At 48.5% G+C, this 16,212-nt stretch carries 16 protein-coding genes; 4 read left to right on the plus strand and 12 right to left on the minus strand.

Annotated features, from left to right (window positions below; genetic code table 11):
• Positions 1-3: 3 nt before the first annotated feature.
• The 9 genes from DW033_RS03290 to DW033_RS03330 all read right to left on the minus strand — a co-directional run bounded on the left by DW033_RS03290 (position 4) and on the right by DW033_RS03330 (position 6,911).
• Positions 4-633 carry a DUF4141 domain-containing protein gene (locus tag DW033_RS03290; RefSeq protein WP_004304283.1) on the minus strand — a complete coding sequence of 210 codons (630 nt, stop codon included), beginning with the start codon at positions 631-633 and terminating at the stop codon, positions 4-6.
• 23 nt (positions 634-656) lie between these two features.
• Positions 657-1,037 (minus strand): DUF3876 domain-containing protein, encoded by a 381-nt coding sequence (locus tag DW033_RS03295; RefSeq protein WP_004291516.1) that lies wholly within the window; start codon positions 1,035-1,037, stop codon positions 657-659.
• A gap of 40 nt (positions 1,038-1,077) precedes the next feature.
• On the minus strand, positions 1,078-3,582 hold the full coding sequence (locus DW033_RS03300) for a TraG family conjugative transposon ATPase (protein WP_004291515.1): 2,505 nt from the start codon (positions 3,580-3,582) through the stop codon (positions 1,078-1,080).
• Entirely contained in the window at positions 3,579-3,911 is a 333-nt protein-coding gene (locus DW033_RS03305; protein ID WP_004291514.1) for a DUF4133 domain-containing protein, read from the minus strand. The genes DW033_RS03300 and DW033_RS03305 overlap by 4 nt, the downstream gene beginning before the upstream one ends.
• A gap of 10 nt (positions 3,912-3,921) precedes the next feature.
• Positions 3,922-4,239, minus strand: coding sequence for a DUF4134 domain-containing protein (locus tag DW033_RS03310; RefSeq protein WP_002560983.1), 318 nt, complete (start codon positions 4,237-4,239; stop codon positions 3,922-3,924).
• Between the two features lie 201 nt (positions 4,240-4,440).
• Positions 4,441-5,169 carry a hypothetical protein gene (locus DW033_RS03315; RefSeq protein ID WP_004304280.1) on the minus strand — a complete coding sequence of 243 codons (729 nt, stop codon included), beginning with the start codon at positions 5,167-5,169 and terminating at the stop codon, positions 4,441-4,443.
• 16 nt (positions 5,170-5,185) lie between these two features.
• Positions 5,186-5,539, minus strand: coding sequence for a DUF3408 domain-containing protein (locus DW033_RS03320; protein ID WP_004291505.1), 354 nt, complete (start codon positions 5,537-5,539; stop codon positions 5,186-5,188).
• A gap of 2 nt (positions 5,540-5,541) precedes the next feature.
• Positions 5,542-5,982, minus strand: a complete 441-nt coding sequence (locus DW033_RS03325) for a DUF3408 domain-containing protein (RefSeq protein WP_004291503.1) — start codon at positions 5,980-5,982, stop codon at positions 5,542-5,544.
• A 2-nt stretch (positions 5,983-5,984) separates the two neighbouring features.
• Positions 5,985-6,911 carry a ParA family protein gene (locus DW033_RS03330; RefSeq protein ID WP_005783105.1) on the minus strand — a complete coding sequence of 309 codons (927 nt, stop codon included), beginning with the start codon at positions 6,909-6,911 and terminating at the stop codon, positions 5,985-5,987.
• On the opposite strand from DW033_RS03330, the gene DW033_RS24830 reads away from it, so the two are divergent.
• From DW033_RS24830 to mobC, 4 genes are all read left to right on the plus strand, one after another.
• The gene (locus DW033_RS24830) at positions 6,910-7,074 is read left to right on the plus strand and encodes a hypothetical protein (RefSeq protein ID WP_196029218.1); all 165 of its coding nucleotides are present in this window, start codon (positions 6,910-6,912) and stop codon (positions 7,072-7,074) included. The genes DW033_RS03330 and DW033_RS24830 overlap by 2 nt on opposite strands.
• Positions 7,075-7,455: 381 nt before the next feature.
• Complete coding sequence (gene mobA / locus DW033_RS03345; protein ID WP_004291488.1) at positions 7,456-7,884, plus strand: conjugal transfer protein MobA; 429 nt, start codon at positions 7,456-7,458, stop codon at positions 7,882-7,884.
• Entirely contained in the window at positions 7,863-9,110 is a 1,248-nt protein-coding gene (gene mobB, locus DW033_RS03350; RefSeq protein ID WP_004291483.1) for a conjugal transfer protein MobB, read from the plus strand. Before mobA ends, mobB begins: the two co-directional genes overlap by 22 nt.
• 30 nt (positions 9,111-9,140) lie before the next feature.
• On the plus strand, positions 9,141-11,159 hold the full coding sequence (mobC, locus tag DW033_RS03355; protein WP_004291482.1) for a conjugal transfer protein MobC: 2,019 nt from the start codon (positions 9,141-9,143) through the stop codon (positions 11,157-11,159).
• Between the two features lie 131 nt (positions 11,160-11,290).
• Here mobC and DW033_RS03360 read toward each other — a convergent pair whose 3' ends face one another.
• The 3 genes from DW033_RS03360 to DW033_RS03370 all read right to left on the minus strand — a co-directional run.
• On the minus strand, positions 11,291-14,545 hold the full coding sequence (locus DW033_RS03360; protein WP_004291481.1) for a P-loop NTPase fold protein: 3,255 nt from the start codon (positions 14,543-14,545) through the stop codon (positions 11,291-11,293).
• Between the two features lie 16 nt (positions 14,546-14,561).
• On the minus strand, positions 14,562-15,692 hold the full coding sequence (locus DW033_RS03365; RefSeq protein ID WP_004291480.1) for an ATP-binding protein: 1,131 nt from the start codon (positions 15,690-15,692) through the stop codon (positions 14,562-14,564).
• A gap of 301 nt (positions 15,693-15,993) precedes the next feature.
• A partial coding sequence (locus DW033_RS03370) for an RteC domain-containing protein (protein WP_199712363.1) occupies positions 15,994-16,212 on the minus strand: 219 nt, incomplete at its 5' end.

Here is a 16,212-nt window from a genome sequence, read left to right on the forward strand (position 1 = left end):
AGGCTACCAGTATCTTTCGTTCATGTTCCCGTACAGCCCCATGATGCGGTCGAGGTCGTTCTTCTTTTTCGCACGCAGGTAACTCACGGAGATGTTCTTGTTCGTGTAGTAGCTCACGAGGTTGCGGTAACGCTTCATCTTCGAGTGGCAGCGTTCCACCACGTCCATGCGCTCCTTGTCGGTCATGGAGAGCGTGGTGATGTTCACCACGTTCCTGAGTTCCGTCAACACTTCGTTGCTTTCCTCCAGCAGTTTCGTGTAGCCGAAAGCGATTGCGGAAAGCTCTTCGGGTCTGAAATTCCCGTCACGGAGCATCCGTTGGAAACTGTTCACATAGATGTCTGTGATGTCGCCCACCATCAGGATGGTCTGCTGCACCTTGCGGGCGTCCTTGACCAGATTGTTCACCGATTTGAGGGCATCGTAATACTTCTTGCCCTGCTGATAGATTTTCACCGTCTCCTGAAAGTTGCTCACCATGTTCGTGGCGGTCTTGGAGGTATGGATGATGTTTTTGGAGGCATTGATGATGCCCTGCGCTAGATTGCCCGGATCGCTTACGACCCACTGTGCGCTTGCCCTGCCCGCGAAAAGCAGGCACAGGCAGATAATCATTGTTATTCTTGTTCTCATGTTACTTTGGATTTTAGTGGTTGTTATTCTTCGGTCGGATGTCCCGGCTGCGGCTTCACCCGCACATAGTCCCCGTTTGGCGAGAAAGTCAGCACATCCGTGGCCTCGTTGTAGGACACGTCGATGCGGAAGCCGGTGTTCATGAACAGGTTGCCGTTCTCCTCCTGCAAGAGATAGGTTTCCGGCTTGAGCTTGCGGCGCAGACCGCTACGACGGAACACCGTCACTTTGTAGGCTTCGCCCTCCTTGTAGATAAGCACGTCAGGTTTTCCCTCCACGCTCTCCCAGTTCCCGCACAGCATGTCGCGGCGGTTGTCGGCCACGTCGCAGGATTGCAGCATCATGACCGCCAATCCGATAAGGCACTTGCTGACTTGCAGCATTTTCACTTTTGGTAAATTCATACGCGTTTTTCTTTTTTGGTTGATACATTCTGTTTTTTAGTTATTCCTTGTTTCTCCGCCTTTCGGCAAGCTGCCGGATGGCGGCTTCGATGTCGTCGCCCAGCTTCTCCGCCAGACGGTAAACCTCCACTTTTTCCGTTTCCTCGGTGGTGTACGCCAGATACTCTTCCGCGCTGACCTCCGTGGCATAGACCGCCGACTGCGTGCCGCCCAAGCCTATCCACACCTCCTTGTAGAGCCGTGAAGGGTTGTTCGCCATGTTGATGGAGAGTATCTGCGACTTCTCCTTTTCCGTCAGTCCGAGCAACGCCTGTATCTGGTCGAACTTGTTCATATATTTCCTTTGGTCAAGCAGGATTTTACAATCCGAGTTGTTGATAATGCTCTCTTTGACCACCGGAGAACTGATAATGTCGTCCACCTCCTGCGTCACCACGATTGCCTCGCCGTAATATTTTCTGACCGTCTTATACATATAGCGCAGATATTCAGCCATGTTCGCCGATGAGAGGGCCTTCCAAGCCTCTTCCACGATAAGCTGTTTCCGCACGCCTTTCAGCCGCCGCATCTTGTTGATGAAGGCTTCCATGATGATGATGGTCACGACGGGGAACAGTTCGCGGTTTTCTTTAATCGAATCTATCTCGAAGACGATGAACCGCTTGCCGAGCAGGTCGATGTTCTCCGTGGAGTTGAGCAGGAAATCGTAACGCCCGCCCCGGTAATACTGCCGCATGGTGGTGAGCATGTTGTCGATGTTGAAGTCGGACTTCTCCACCTTGATGTCACGCTGTGCCAGTTCCTTGCGGTAGTCGTCACGCATATACTCGTAGAAGGTGTTGAACGACGGCACGATGCTACGGTCGGATTGGATGCGCTCAATATAGGCACTCACGGCACTGCCCAGCTCGCCGCTCTCCGTCTTTGTCACCTTGTCGTCCTCCGACTTCCAGAGCGTCAGCAACAGGGTCTTGATGCTGTCCTTCTTCTCCACGTCGAAGATGTAATCGTCGGTGTAGAACGGGTTGAAGCTGATGGGCTTATCTTCCGTGTAGGTGAAATACACACCGTCCGCTCCGCCTGTCTTGCGTCGGATCATGCCGCACAAGCCCTGATAGGAGTTTCCCGTGTCCACCAATACCACATGTGCGCCTTGCTCATAATATTGGCGCACGAGGTGGTTCATGAAGAAAGACTTGCCGCTGCCCGAAGGACCCAGCACGAACTTGTTGCGGTTGGTCGTGATACCTCGCTTCATGGGCAGGTCGGAGATGTCAAGGTGCAGCGGTTTTCCCGTGAGCCTGTCCACCATCTTGATGCCGAAGGGCGAGAGCGAGCTGCGGTAGTTGGTTTCCTCTGTGAACAGGCACACCGCCTGTTCGATGAAGGTGTGGAAACTCTCTTCCGCCGGGAAGTCCGCCGCATTGCCGGGTATCGCCGCCCAGTAGAGTGTCGGGCAGTCGATGGTGTTGTGGCGCGGCACGCATTCCATGCTTGCCAACTGGCTGCCCACGTCGTTCTTGATATGCTTCAGTTCCTCCGCATCGTCGCTCCACGCCATGACGTTGAAGTGTGCCCGTACCGAGGTCAGTCCGTAGGAATGGGCTTCGTTCAGGTATTGGTCTATCCACTCGCGGTTGATGCTGTTGCTCCTTGAATAGCGAGATAGCGACTGCATGTTACGGGCGGACTTCTCGAACTTCTGCAAGGTTTCCTCACTGTTGTCTATCAGCACATACTGGTTGTAGATATGGTTGCAGGAGAGCAGAAGCCCCACCGGGGAGGCGAATGACAGTCGGCAGTCACTCCGGTCGGTGGAGAGCTTCTCGTAACGGGTGTCGGTAGCCACCTTGCCCGGCAGGTCTTCCGCGTCGGAGAGGGTGTGCAGACACAGGCGGTTGTCGCCGATGCGCATCTCCCTTGCCGAAAGCTCGATGTCCTGCAAGGTGGTGTCACCTTCCGGCATGAGCGAGAAGTAGCGTTCAATAAGTCCCGTCTTTCCCTCAGTACCCACAATCTCATCGGTGGAGAGGCGGCGCAGCCTGACAAGCCCGCTGTCGTTCATGATGCGCTCGAACTGTTCGCAGGCTTCCAAGAACTTGGTCGTGGTTTCCCTGTCCAGCTCCTTCGGGATGATATGTCCCCGGCACAGCGTGCTGAAATTGCTCTGCATCCGGTTACGCTCCTTTGTTGTCTTGGTCAGGTAGAGGTAGCAGGTGTGTTTCAGGTACGGACGCTCGTTGAAGTGACGCTCGAAAGAGCGGCTTAAAAAGCTCATGTCGTCCTTCTGAAGCTCCGGTTTGTAGCGTTCCTTGATGAACCAGTCCTGTTTGTGGACGACGGAGTAGTCCGGCAGCACCTTGATAGCCTTGCACCAGCAACTGTGTATCGCCTCGTACTCCGCACCCGTCACGGTGTAAAGTTCCGGTAGTTCCACCTCGAAAGCCACCGTGATGTCGGCGTCCTTTGAGATGATGCAGCCATGCTCCACCGCTAAAAGTGGGAACCTGTTTTCCAGTGTTGTCATTTTCGATGTATTCCTCATTGTCTTTCTTCCTTTCGTTGTCGTTTGAACAGACGGGTTATCCGCCGCCGGTTGATAAGGTATCGGGGATGGCTCCGTGCCGCTCCTAATTTCATCAGCCCGTGTTCACCGTACCGGGCGTTCAGCGCGAAGGTCTGCCATACAAGGAGGGAGGACGATGCCGCGCCGAAGCCGATACATATCCACTGGTCGATACCGACCATGTAGAGGATGACGAACAGGACGAAGAGAGCCAGCAGACCTCCGCAGAAGATGAAGAGGTACTGTGCCTTCAAGCCCTTGAACTCTACCGGACGGCCGATACCCTTGTTGATTGGGTATTCAGCCATACATTATTTATTAAAGGAAGAATGAGCGCAGGATGGTGGCGGCAACAATCAGGAAGATGCACGCGCCGAACCACGAGGCGGCTGTCTTGCTGGTGTCGGGGTCGCCCGATGAAAACTTGCCGTACACTTTTACGCCCCCGATAAGCCCGACGACTGCACCGATGGCGTATATCAGTTTAGTTCCGGGGTCGAAATAAGAACTCACCATAGAGGTGGCTTCGTTGATGCCCGCGATGCCGTTTCCCTGCGCGAAAGCGGAGGCGGTTGCGGCGATGACAAGTGCCGCGGAGAGGATTGCTTTTCTGTTTTTCAAGATGTTCTTGTTCATAAACTGTTCTTGTTTTTTGCCGTCAAAAGGGTGGATGGTCCTTTGTCGGGCGGTTGATACTTTGTTTCTTTACTTTGGTTTTAGTGGATGCCCGTTTGTTTCCACGGACGTGGGCGTGTCCGTTGCGGATGGGGATGCGCCTTGCGTTTCCTCGCCGCGTGGGTTGATGTCATTCTTTCATGTTCATTTCTTTTATTGTTGTCATACATAGTTGCGAATGTCGAACTCCTCGATGTTGTCCGGCACGACGAACTCCTTTTCAGATTTCTTCAGCCGAATCTCGATAAGCCCCTTGATGCGGATGCCTATCTCCGAAGAGCCTTCCATCATTTTCTCGTACAACTCCGTGCCCTCCATGTCGGTGAACACCTTAGCCGCCTTTTCACGTTCCGCCTGTGTCGCGTCCGGGTTTTTGGCGGTCTTGCAGGCGTCGTCAATCTCGTCAAAGCTGCTGCCCGAAGCCCGTGGCGTGTCCGAGGCGTCCTCTTCCGGTTCGTCGTCCCCGTATCCCAGTTCCTCCGGCGGTATGCTCGTGAAGGTCTCATCGAGTTTTTCCTCCGGGACTTGTGCCGGGCGGGATGCGTTTCCCGTTTTTCCGTCGTCAAAAGTAGCCTCTTCCTCCGACAGCTCAATGCCTTTTTCAATAGTGGCGGCTTCTTGCGTCGGTATGGCAGCGGTTGTCCGGGTGGATGCCATCCTGAAACGGCTCTTGCCGATGATGTCCGCCTTTTCCGCAGGGACTTCCTCGTGTGCCGCTATGCGTTTAGCCTCATTCCCGTCCAGTGACCGCCATAATCCGACAATGCCCTTGAAGAAGCGGACAATCCGCGTGTCCATGATGCGCTCGTAAAGGAGCAGGAACAGGAACCAGAGGTTGCAGCCGACCGATACCGCCAGCAGAATGTCTGTCATGCTGATTGTGTAATTCATATCCTTCCGTTTTTGGTTAGAATACTGAATTGTAATTTCGGGCATAAAGGCTCTTTATCGCATCTTCGCACTGGTTGAAGTGGTGCGTCAGCACATGGTCGATGTAAGCGGACAGCGTAAGCCGGTCATGCCCGATTACACGGGTGATACGCATGATACGCTCGTGGTACTCCGGGCGCACATACGCCATCTTCCCCTCACGTGCCTTTACTTCCGGGTCGCGGATGAACAGGCGTTCATAGTCCTTCTCACTGCATTTGCCGCTTACCGGGACAGGCGACAGTATTTCCACACTCGCCTGCACTTGGGTAAACATACCTCCGCAGTCTTGCTGTGGTCTTTTTTCATTCGGTGTCATTTCTTTTTCCATTTTCAAATCAGATCTTCACGTTGTTTCTTGTACAGTTCGTTGATTCTCTCCTTGTGCTGTTCCAGATGCTGGCGCAGCACGGTATCCACATATCCGCCTACTGAGATTTCCCCTCCGGCGATGTCGTTCACGATTCTGAGGATCTTGCCGTGGACGTCACGGCTGATATAGACACATTGGCGGGTCTTTATCTCGTTGCGGCGCAGGAATAGCTCGTTGTAGTCCTCGTCCTGCCTTTTCCGGCGTCCACTTTCCCTCTGCGCTTTTTCCCGTGTTACGGGTTGCACAGGAGATGGTTCCGGTGCGGCGGTGTCCTCTTCGGTCGGTGCAGCTGCGGGTACTTCCTGTGCGGGGCGCAGTGTCCCGTCCTGTGTGCGCCGCCCGATGGAGGCTAACAGCAGTTCCTCGTCGATGCCTTCCGTGTTCACTTTCCTGCTGCCCATGCTCACTGCGGTCTGATGATGTCGCTTATCTCTTCGGAAAACTCCCGGATGCCACTCCCTTTCAGCAGTGCCGTGTCCATCGGGAAGATGGTGGAGCGGAAAACGCTCTTGCGCTCTTCCGAAAGGTCACGGCGGAACTTCTTGCTGTCGGGCAAGCGGGTGGAAAGTACCGGAAAGCCCATTTCGGCTATCACTTCCTCGTAGATGCCGTACAAGTCGTTCCTCTCCCTGCCGTCCACCATCGTCCAGAACAGATGCAGCCCCTTTGTTTTCGCCTGTCCGGTAGTCATCAGCCTGTCGCGGAACATCGTGACGAATTTCAGGGTACTCTCCACGACAAAGCGGTCGGCACTCAGCGGAGTGAAAATGTAGTCCATCTGCGAGAGCGTCTTTATCACGCCGTTGCTTCGGAGTGTGCCGGGCATGTCGAAGAACACCACGTCGGGTTTCACGTCCTCAGTGGCAATCATCCTCTCGGCATCGTCGAGGGCGTTCACCGCATTGCTTTTGACGATGGTGTAGGCGTTCTTTTTGATCCGGCGGAAATGGTCGCAAGCGAGAGCCTTGAAGTAGGTGCTGCTGTCGATAAGCCCCATTTCGTGTTCGCGCAGCCCGTGGATGCTGTGCTGCGGGTCGTCGCAGTCCACGACGGCGACATTGTAGCCTTTCACGTTGTGCAGGTAGCTGGCGGCAAGTGCCGTGACAGTGGATTTGCCGATGCCACCTTTCTGTGTTGCGAATGCAACGAAGATTTCCTTACTCATAGTTCCATTTATTTTAATTGTTGATGATTTGTTTTTCTGTTTCCATACGGATTTGGCTGTCGCACCATCCGCTTCCGTGACTACACACGCAGGCGGGTCGTCGCGTATCCGGTTCTGTGGTGAAGCGGTGCGTCGGACAAATGGTGATTGACGACATTGCGTCATGAAGTCATTGAATCCATACGTCACCGAATTGTCGGAGAACCGGGTTTCCGACGGTTCGGGTATCCGTTTCGGCAAGTATCCGAAGAAGCGGATTTCCGGGTATTTGAATGTTCCGTTTATCATATCTTCAAATCGTTCGTTTCTTGAATCATGCTGCAAATAAACAAGTATATTTTGGAACCTGTATCACTTCTCCGGCAAGTGGCGGCACGTTGCGCCGGTTGGCAGTCATTGACCGGGTCAAGCATCTGTCCGATACCGCTTTAAGGGCGTAACTTTGCACCCGGACAGCAGGGTTCGCCGATGACGCGCGGCCCGGAGTCCTGAAAGGTATTTTCCCAATCCGTCCCCTGACGGATTTTTATGTTCACCTGAACATAGCAAGATGTCTTTTCAGCCGCTCAAAATATTTTGAGCAGCCACGAAAAGCACTTGCCCTTGCAGGGGGCGGGCTTTCCCTCCGAAGTCGGGAAGCCTTTCAGAACTGCGGTGCTGTAATCCGAAGCGGCGGCTTATGCCGTCAATCCGCTAAATCCAAAGTAATATGAAAGAGAAAAGGAAAAGCAAATCAGGGAGAAATCCCAAACTTGATCCGGCGGTGTACCGGTACACCGTCCGTTTCAACGAGGAGGAACACAACCGTTTCCTCGCCATGTTCGGAAAATCGGGTGTCTATGCACGGTCTGTTTTCCTCAAAGCGCACTTCTTCGGGCAACCGTTCAAGGTGCTGAAGGTGGACAAGACGTTGGTGGACTATTACACCAAACTGTCGGATTTTCATGCACAATTCCGTGCCGTGGGTACGAATTACAACCAAGTCGTGAAGGAACTGAGGCTGCATTTTTCAGAGAAAAAGGCGATGGCGTTGCTCTACAAATTAGAGCAACACACCGTCGAACTCGTGAAACTGAGCCGCCGGATTGTGGAACTTTCAAGGGAAATGGAGGCAAAATGGTCGCAAAAATCAGTGTAGGAAGTTCGTTGTACGGCGCGATTGCCTACAACGGGGAGAAGATTAACGAGGCGCAGGGGCGGCTTCTCACCACCAACCGCATCTACAATGACGGTTCGGGAACGGTGGACATAGGCAAGGCGATGGAGGGTTTTCTCACCTTCCTGCCACCGCAGATGAAGATCGAGAAGCCGGTGGTGCATATCTCTCTCAACCCGCACCCGGAGGATGTGCTGACCGATATTGAGTTGCAGAATATCGCCCGCGAGTATCTGGAAAAACTCGGTTTCGGAAACCAGCCTTATCTTGTATTCAAGCACGAGGACATCGACCGCCACCACCTGCACATCGTGACGGTCAACGTGGACGAGAACGGGAAAAGGCTCAACCGGGATTTTCTCTACCGCCGCAGCGACCGTATCCGCAGGGAACTGGAACAGAAGTACGGATTGCATCCGGCAGAACGTAAAAATCAGAGATTGGATAATCCGTTGCGCAAGGTGGCCGCATCGGCAGGTGATGTGAAGAAGCAGGTAGGCAACACCGTGAAGGCTCTGAATGGGCAGTACCGTTTCCAGACGATGGGCGAATACCGTGCGCTCCTTTCCTTATATAATATGACGGTGGAGGAAGCGAGGGGCAACGTGCGCGGACGGGAGTATCACGGGCTGGTCTATTCCGTCACGGACGACAAGGGTAACAAGGTGGGCAACCCGTTCAAATCCTCGCTTTTCGGGAAGTCCGCAGGCTATGAAGCCGTACAGAAGAAGTTTGTCCGTTCCAAATCGGAAATCAAGGATAGGAAACTGGCAGACATGACGAAACGCACCGTCCTTTCCGTGCTGCAAGGCACTTATGACAAGGACAAATTTGTATCCCAACTCAAAGAGAAGGGCATCGACACCGTACTGCGCTACACAGAGGAAGGGCGCATCTATGGGGCTACCTTCATCGACCACCGCACGGGATGCGTGCTGAACGGTTCGCGCATGGGTAAGGAGCTTTCGGCGAATGCCTTGCAGGAACACTTCACCCTGCCATACGCCGGACAACCGCCGATACCGCTATCCATCCCTGTGGATGCTGCGGACAAGGCACACGGGCAGACCGCCTACGACAGTGAAGATATATCGGGCGGTATGGGCTTGCTCACTCCCGAAGGTCCGGCGGTAGATGCCGAGGAAGAGGCTTTCATCCGGGCGATGAAGCGCAAAAAGAAGAAAAAACGCAAGGGCTTGGGTATGTAATCAGAGTATCAACAATTAAAAAATCAATGTATGTCACAACAAGAAGACGATTTGAGGGCATTGGCGAAAATCATGGATTTTCTGCGTGCCGTGAGTATCATTTTAGTGGTCATGAACGTGTACTGGTTCTGCTACGAAGCCATCCGGCTGTGGGGCGTGAACATCGGCGTGGTGGACAAAATCCTTCTGAACTTCGACCGCACGGCGGGGCTGTTCCATTCCATTCTCTACACGAAGCTGTTTTCCGTCCTTTTGCTTGCCTTGTCCTGTCTGGGTACGAAGGGTGTCAAGGGTGAGAAAATCACTTGGGGGAGAATCTGGACAGCATTTGCCGTCGGGTTCGTGCTGTTTTTCCTGAACTGGTGGTTGCTGCCCCTGCCGCTGCCGCTTGAAGCGGTGACGGGACTGTATGTCCTTACCATTGGAACGGGCTATGTCTGCCTGTTGATGGGTGGTCTGTGGATGAGCCGCCTGTTGAAACACAATTTGATGGAGGATGTTTTCAACAACGAGAACGAGAGTTTCATGCAGGAAACGAGGCTTATCGAAAGCGAGTATTCGGTCAATCTGCCGACACGTTTCTATTACAGGAAACGCTGGAACAACGGTTGGATCAATGTAGTTAATCCCTTCCGTGCGTCCATCGTGTTGGGTACGCCGGGCAGCGGCAAGTCCTATGCCGTGGTAAACAATTTTATCAAGCAACAGATTGAAAAGGGCTTTAGTCAATACATCTACGATTTCAAGTATCCCGACCTATCTACTATTGCCTACAACCATTTGCTGAACCACCCGGACGGCTACAAGGTAAAGCCGAAGTTCTATGTGATCAACTTCGACGACCCGCGACGCTCTCATCGGTGCAATCCCATTCACCCGGATTTTATGGAAGATATTACGGATGCCTATGAGAGTGCCTACACAATAATGCTCAACCTCAATAAAACGTGGGTGCAAAAGCAGGGCGACTTCTTCGTGGAGTCACCTATCATTCTGTTTGCCAGTATTATCTGGTATCTCAAAATCTATCAGAACGGGAAGTTTTGCACGTTTCCCCATGCTATCGAGTTTCTGAACCGCCGTTACGAGGATATATTTCCGATACTGACCTCTTATCCGGAGCTGGAGAACTACCTTTCGCCGTTCATGGATGCGTGGCTTGGAGGGGCTGCGGAGCAGCTCATGGGTCAGATAGCGTCGGCAAAAATCCCGCTTTCGAGGATGATTTCACCGCAGCTCTACTGGGTGATGTCAGACAGCGAGTTTACGCTGGACATCAACAATCCCGAAGAGCCGAAAATCCTCTGCGTGGGTAACAATCCCGACCGTCAGAATATCTACGGTGCGGCACTCGGTCTGTATAATTCCCGTATCGTGAAGCTCATCAACAAGAAGGGGATGCTGAAGTCATCGGTCATCATCGACGAGTTGCCCACAATATACTTCAAAGGGTTGGACAATCTTATAGCTACCGCCCGAAGCAACAAGGTTGCCGTGTGTCTGGGCTTTCAGGATTTCAGCCAGTTAGTGCGTGACTACGGGGACAAAGAGGCGAAAGTGGTGATGAACACTGTCGGCAATATTTTCTCCGGTCAGGTGGTGGGGGAAACAGCCAAGACGCTCTCCGAGCGGTTCGGTAAGGTGTTGCAGAAACGGCAGTCCATCTCCATCAACCGGCAGGATGTTTCCACCTCCATCAACACGCAGATGGACGCGCTCATTCCACCGAGTAAGATTTCCGGGCTTACGCAGGGAATGTTTGTCGGTTCTGTATCCGACAACTTCAACGAGCGTATCGAGCAGAAGATTTTTCATTGCGAGATTGTGGTGGATGCCGAAAAGGTGAAACGGGAAGAAAGTGCCTACAAGAAAATTCCCGTCATTACAAACTTCACGGACGAGGACGGCAACGACCGCATGAAGGAAACGGTGCAGGCGAACTACCGGCGCATCAAGGAAGAGGTGAAGCAGATTGTGCAGGAGGAACTGGAGCGTATCAAAAACGATCCGGTGCTGTGTAAACTGCTACCAGATAATGAGACTGTCTAACAAGTCCCCAAAATTGAAAATTATCCCTATCGAAGTTTGAAGTGACCCCCAAAAGTTGGATACAATTTTTTTGGGGGGCACTTCAGTTCTGACGGGTAAAATCGTAAAATTCGGACTTGTTAGACAAATACTTACGCGGTTTCAACCTCAGGTACTGAATCTATCGAATTGACAAATTTAACCAATTGCGGATCTGAATCTTTTTGTATGAGGTTTCGGAGACTCTTTTTCAATTCATAAGCATCATCCCCTGCTGTATTTATTAAATCCATATAAAAATCTTTGTTTTGCAGAATCAATGAACGGCATGCCCCATCGGAAATTACAGGTTTCACTATTTTATCAATAACGTCTCCAGCTTGACTTTTCAAATTACCATGCGATCTAAGCCATGTTTCGAAAAATTGAAACTTTATTGCATTGATAGTCTTTTTACCGATGCAGAAATCATTTCTTATATCGGTAACTGTCGATTTAATTTTTCGTTTATCCAATCTTTCAACTATATTCTTGAAACAATTAGGGAAAGGATTCAAACTTTGAGTTCCAGAAGCAATATCCATCAGAATCTTTTTGCCAAATTCAGTCAAGTTATCTGGCAAGGATTTGATTTTAGCCAGTAAATGTTTTATTGCGACAAACCAATAATATGATGTATGTGCTGTTCTTTGGGCGTATAATGTATCAACACTTATTTCAGACAACGCTTCGAACGCTATTTTATTGATATGATCGGTCAGGACATTGCTTATTTTAGTGGTCAAATCGTAAAAAGATGCGTCAGGAATTACATCTTTAATATTGTTCTTAGTGATATACTTATCCAAATCGGTATTCCACTCTGCTAAATGCTCGATAAATACCTCATCCGTTACACCTATTCTGTTCTTAATATCTTCAAATTGGGGCAATATGTCTGAGAGCAATAATTTATAGCCAAGTTTATGATTTACCATGTATTGTAGTGTTTCATTTAATAGCGGTATATTCCATCCCACACTATTTACTAATAAGTCTCCATGATCCACATAATAGTCCATGAGTTCTGCAACATATTTTATATCTCCACCCTCTATTAAGGAAACGGAATGACCATGTGCCAATTGCATGGCGACTAAATCGTAATATCCAGACTCTTTAATGTTTCGGCCATCAGTTTCTAATTCAGAATGCAACTGATTTATGTAGGTTGAATCTAACGTTACAGGTAAAGGTCTTTCTTCGTCAGATGCCAATAAACGATAGGTTGTAAATATAGCCCCTATATTATCTTTATTTACATTCTGTTCATCAATGCAATTCGTGATCGCTTGCAAAAGCGTTGGAAACGTATAGGTAGAATTATCTTTTAACGTTTTTACAATATCTGCATGGTCGAAATTATCGGGTAGTAAGTTTGCCAAATAATTATCGAGCGCCTCCGAATTTGTTGCTACTTGATAATATTTATATGCTTTAGTTGTCGCGTTATCCCGATAGGCAGCATCTGTTGCATTTGCAGCTTGAATATAATCGATAAATGTATTTGGCTTGACTGTTTTTGCTTCAATCAATGACGTAAAATCGCACGCCAACTTATTTTGCGCAATAAACCTGTCTATTGCATCTAACGTTTTGAAATAGTCGCCGCCATTGAAGTCATTGAACCGAACTATCTTCTTATATAATTGAGCAATCACATGGTTTTGGCTTTCCGTGTCTAAATGCAACAGCAGTTCTTGGTATTCGACAGGGAACACCTGCTTCTCTATGGATTCTTTTAATTTCAATTGTGCTATTCTTTGCCATACACGCAGAATAACATCGCTCTTTCGAGTTAATTTATGCAAACAATGTATAATCTTATCGATAAGCGCATTGTCCATACATTGTATAACTTCTTCTAATACAGTGTCAAATTGTTTATTAGTCTCTGCATATTGATTTATGTCGTGGTCTTCTTCTCCGTTGATGCAGCCTTCAATATATTTTTTCAATGGAATTTGTCGAGCATCTTCAACATCGACACCATATACCAAAGCTGCAATTTCGCGTTGTGTTTGCAGATCATTGTTAATTATTGTTTGAATGCCATTCAGATAGTCGCCGGACAATATTTGTTCTACTGGATTTGCCAGAATATCCGTCTTCTTCAAACAGAACAATGCTATGTTTATCATCAAAATTTCGTTACACCACTCTTGTTTAAGAGCGACCATCTCATTGATATATGATATAATTTCCCTAACATTGGCATTAGGATTTACCAATCTGAATATCCGATTTATAGTTTCTTTCGCTTCATTTTCTGTTTCTCCAAATGCTTCAACAAACAGTTTGTTGAATATACTTCGATAGTCGGTAATAACAGGAGGAGCAACACGATAAACAATAGGGAAAGTTTTATTGATAAAATACTTGGTCAGTTGTTTCGTTTGTTCGTCGGTCTCATCTCCGAATGCACAAGCTAAATGTGTTTCATCGAAAGGAATAACAGCCCAAACATTTTCAAAACCGCTATCGGCGAAGAACGTATGGATAGAAGACCATAATTCTTTTACTTTTTCAGCGGGGAGACGATCCATGTTGTCAAAAACAAGGACTAATTTACGTTGTCCTTTTTCCTTGATAAAATCAGAAATGTCTTGCATCCATGTTTTGAACTCGTAAACCGTTGGTTCGTCTTCGCTCAAAGTCTCATAGCAAACGTCCTTTTCGACTTTATCTTGATAAATAGCTAACATATAACTCCATCCATATTTATGATCTTTGCTATATGCCCATTTCCAAACGCACAATGCAATAAGAACTGGCAGTGCAGCTATGATAATAGACAATAAAGAAAACCACCATGTTGTGGGTGTAGGTTTTACTGCATACGCAATAAATGTAAATATCGGAGTTAAAACTGCAACCAAAAATGCCGCAACCATACCATTACTGATAAGGGGATATTTTTCGGTTACGGTCTCCGTTTTACGGGCTAATAAATATTTCAGCTTTTCAGACCATGATACGGTTTTCGTACCTCCACCTTTGACTTTTATTGTTGCATTTCCAGATAGGATACCATCATCAATAAGTTTGCTTGTAAGCAATTCCAATATAGAGCGGCGTTGCAAGTCCTCTTGATGTCCCCATGCGTCATACTCAAAAAAGTAATAGTCGTCTGATAATTCACGTTCCAACATTTTAACCACGTTGGATTTTCCAGATCCCCAAATACCTTCGATGCCGATAATTCGAGGTAAAGTACATTCCTCATCCAATGAATCATTCTGACAAAAATGGCGAGCAATAGTTTTTGCCAACCTTTCTTGCGAACCTCCATCGAATTTGTCAATACCACACGGTTTATTTTGGATAAACCGCGGATATTGCTGTTTGGATTGTAGTTTTGTTTCCATATACGTAATTTATTGATTATACGAACTCCAAATAATTCTCCCGATTTACCACATGAAACTCGGCATAGGGATAGGCTTCTTGGAAGGCTTTCGGTGCGGCCGGCATTTTATTTCCCCACTTGAACTCCAAGGCGGTAAGACTGTCGGCACTCTCCTCAATCAGGTCGATTTCCTGTTTGTCGTAGGTGCGCCAGAAATAGAACTCCCTGTGCAGTCCCTCATTGAAGTTCGCTTTGCGCCGCTCTCCGATGATGTAGTTCTCCCACAGCGCACCGACATCCTGCCGAATGGCCAGCGGTGAGAAAGCCCCGATAATGGCATTGCGAATGCCGTTGTCGTAGAAGTACCACTTGCCAGCTTTTGTAACCTCCTTGCGTAGGTTACGCGAATAAGCCCCCAGACGATAGATAACGAAGACCTTTTCCAATAGGTCGAGGTATTTTTCAACGGTCGTCTTGCTCATGCCGAGTTGTTTACCTAACTCTTCGTAAGAAACTTCGCTGCCCAACTGAAAAGCTATCAATCGCAGTAGATCGCGCATCTTGCTCGAATTTTTTAAGCCGTCAATTGCTAAGATATCTTTAAGCAGGTATGCACCGACAATATCACGTAGGTAGTCTGTTTTACGTTCATAGTTCTCCATCATTACTACTTCGGGATAGGAACCGTAAATCAAGCGCGCTTCGAGGTTCTGGCGGGTTTCAAGTGCCGTTTCCGTCTGTGCGATTTCCCGTTGCGAGAATGGTGTAAGGAGAAATTGCGTACTGCGGCCGACCAACGGTTCACCAGTCTTATTCAGCAAATCGAATGACGAAGAACCACTTGCCAAGACACTTATTCCCGGTATTTCATCAACTATCAACTTCAGAATACTACCGATTTGTGGTATGTTCTGTGCCTCATCAATAGCCAGCAAATCAATACCATCCAATAAATGCCGATAATTGGCTATTGAGCGATTCTCCAATAGTGCTAATGTGTCGTAGTCTTCGCCGTTGAGCATCATCGTCCTACCTGAATAGTTGTCCACAATTTTACGCATCATTACCGTTTTACCAACACGGCGAGCACCAAAAATCAGTACTGCTTTATTGGGCGCGATTCGTGCTGTAATCTTCTCTTGAAGTATTCTATTTACTGTTTCCATACCTTATAAAATATAATGCAAAGATAATCATATTTTTTTAATTGGCGAATTTTACAAAAAAAACGGGCTATTAAATGGCGATTTTTACAACCACAATCTTATGGAAGTTGTTTCATTGTTTTTAGTAATGATATATGTTCATACTATGATGACTCAATAATTTACCAGACATACGTTTCTGAAATTTGTCCTTATAGGAATGAAAAACTCACATATATTGTGCTAATTAATATATAATTAAATGAAAATAAAAAGACAGGATACGAGTATTCCTGTCTTCTCATATGTAATGGATATTTTTTTATTTTCTCATCCGCTCCAACTCCTCATCACGCAACATTCTCTCGTTCAGTTTTTCCTGCATCCTGTCAATGAAATAGGTGCGGCTTTCGTTCTTCCGGCGTTTGATATCAGTGTAGAAGCGGTAGCAGTCTTTAGAATCAACCCCGAATATCTTATAGAGAAGTGGGGCGAGCTGTTTGAGCGGCATATTGCCGTTGTTGATGCAGCCCATCACGTC

The sequence above is a fragment of the Parabacteroides sp. AF39-10AC genome (assembly GCF_003635405.1).
Taxonomy (GTDB): domain Bacteria; phylum Bacteroidota; class Bacteroidia; order Bacteroidales; family Tannerellaceae; genus Parabacteroides; species Parabacteroides distasonis.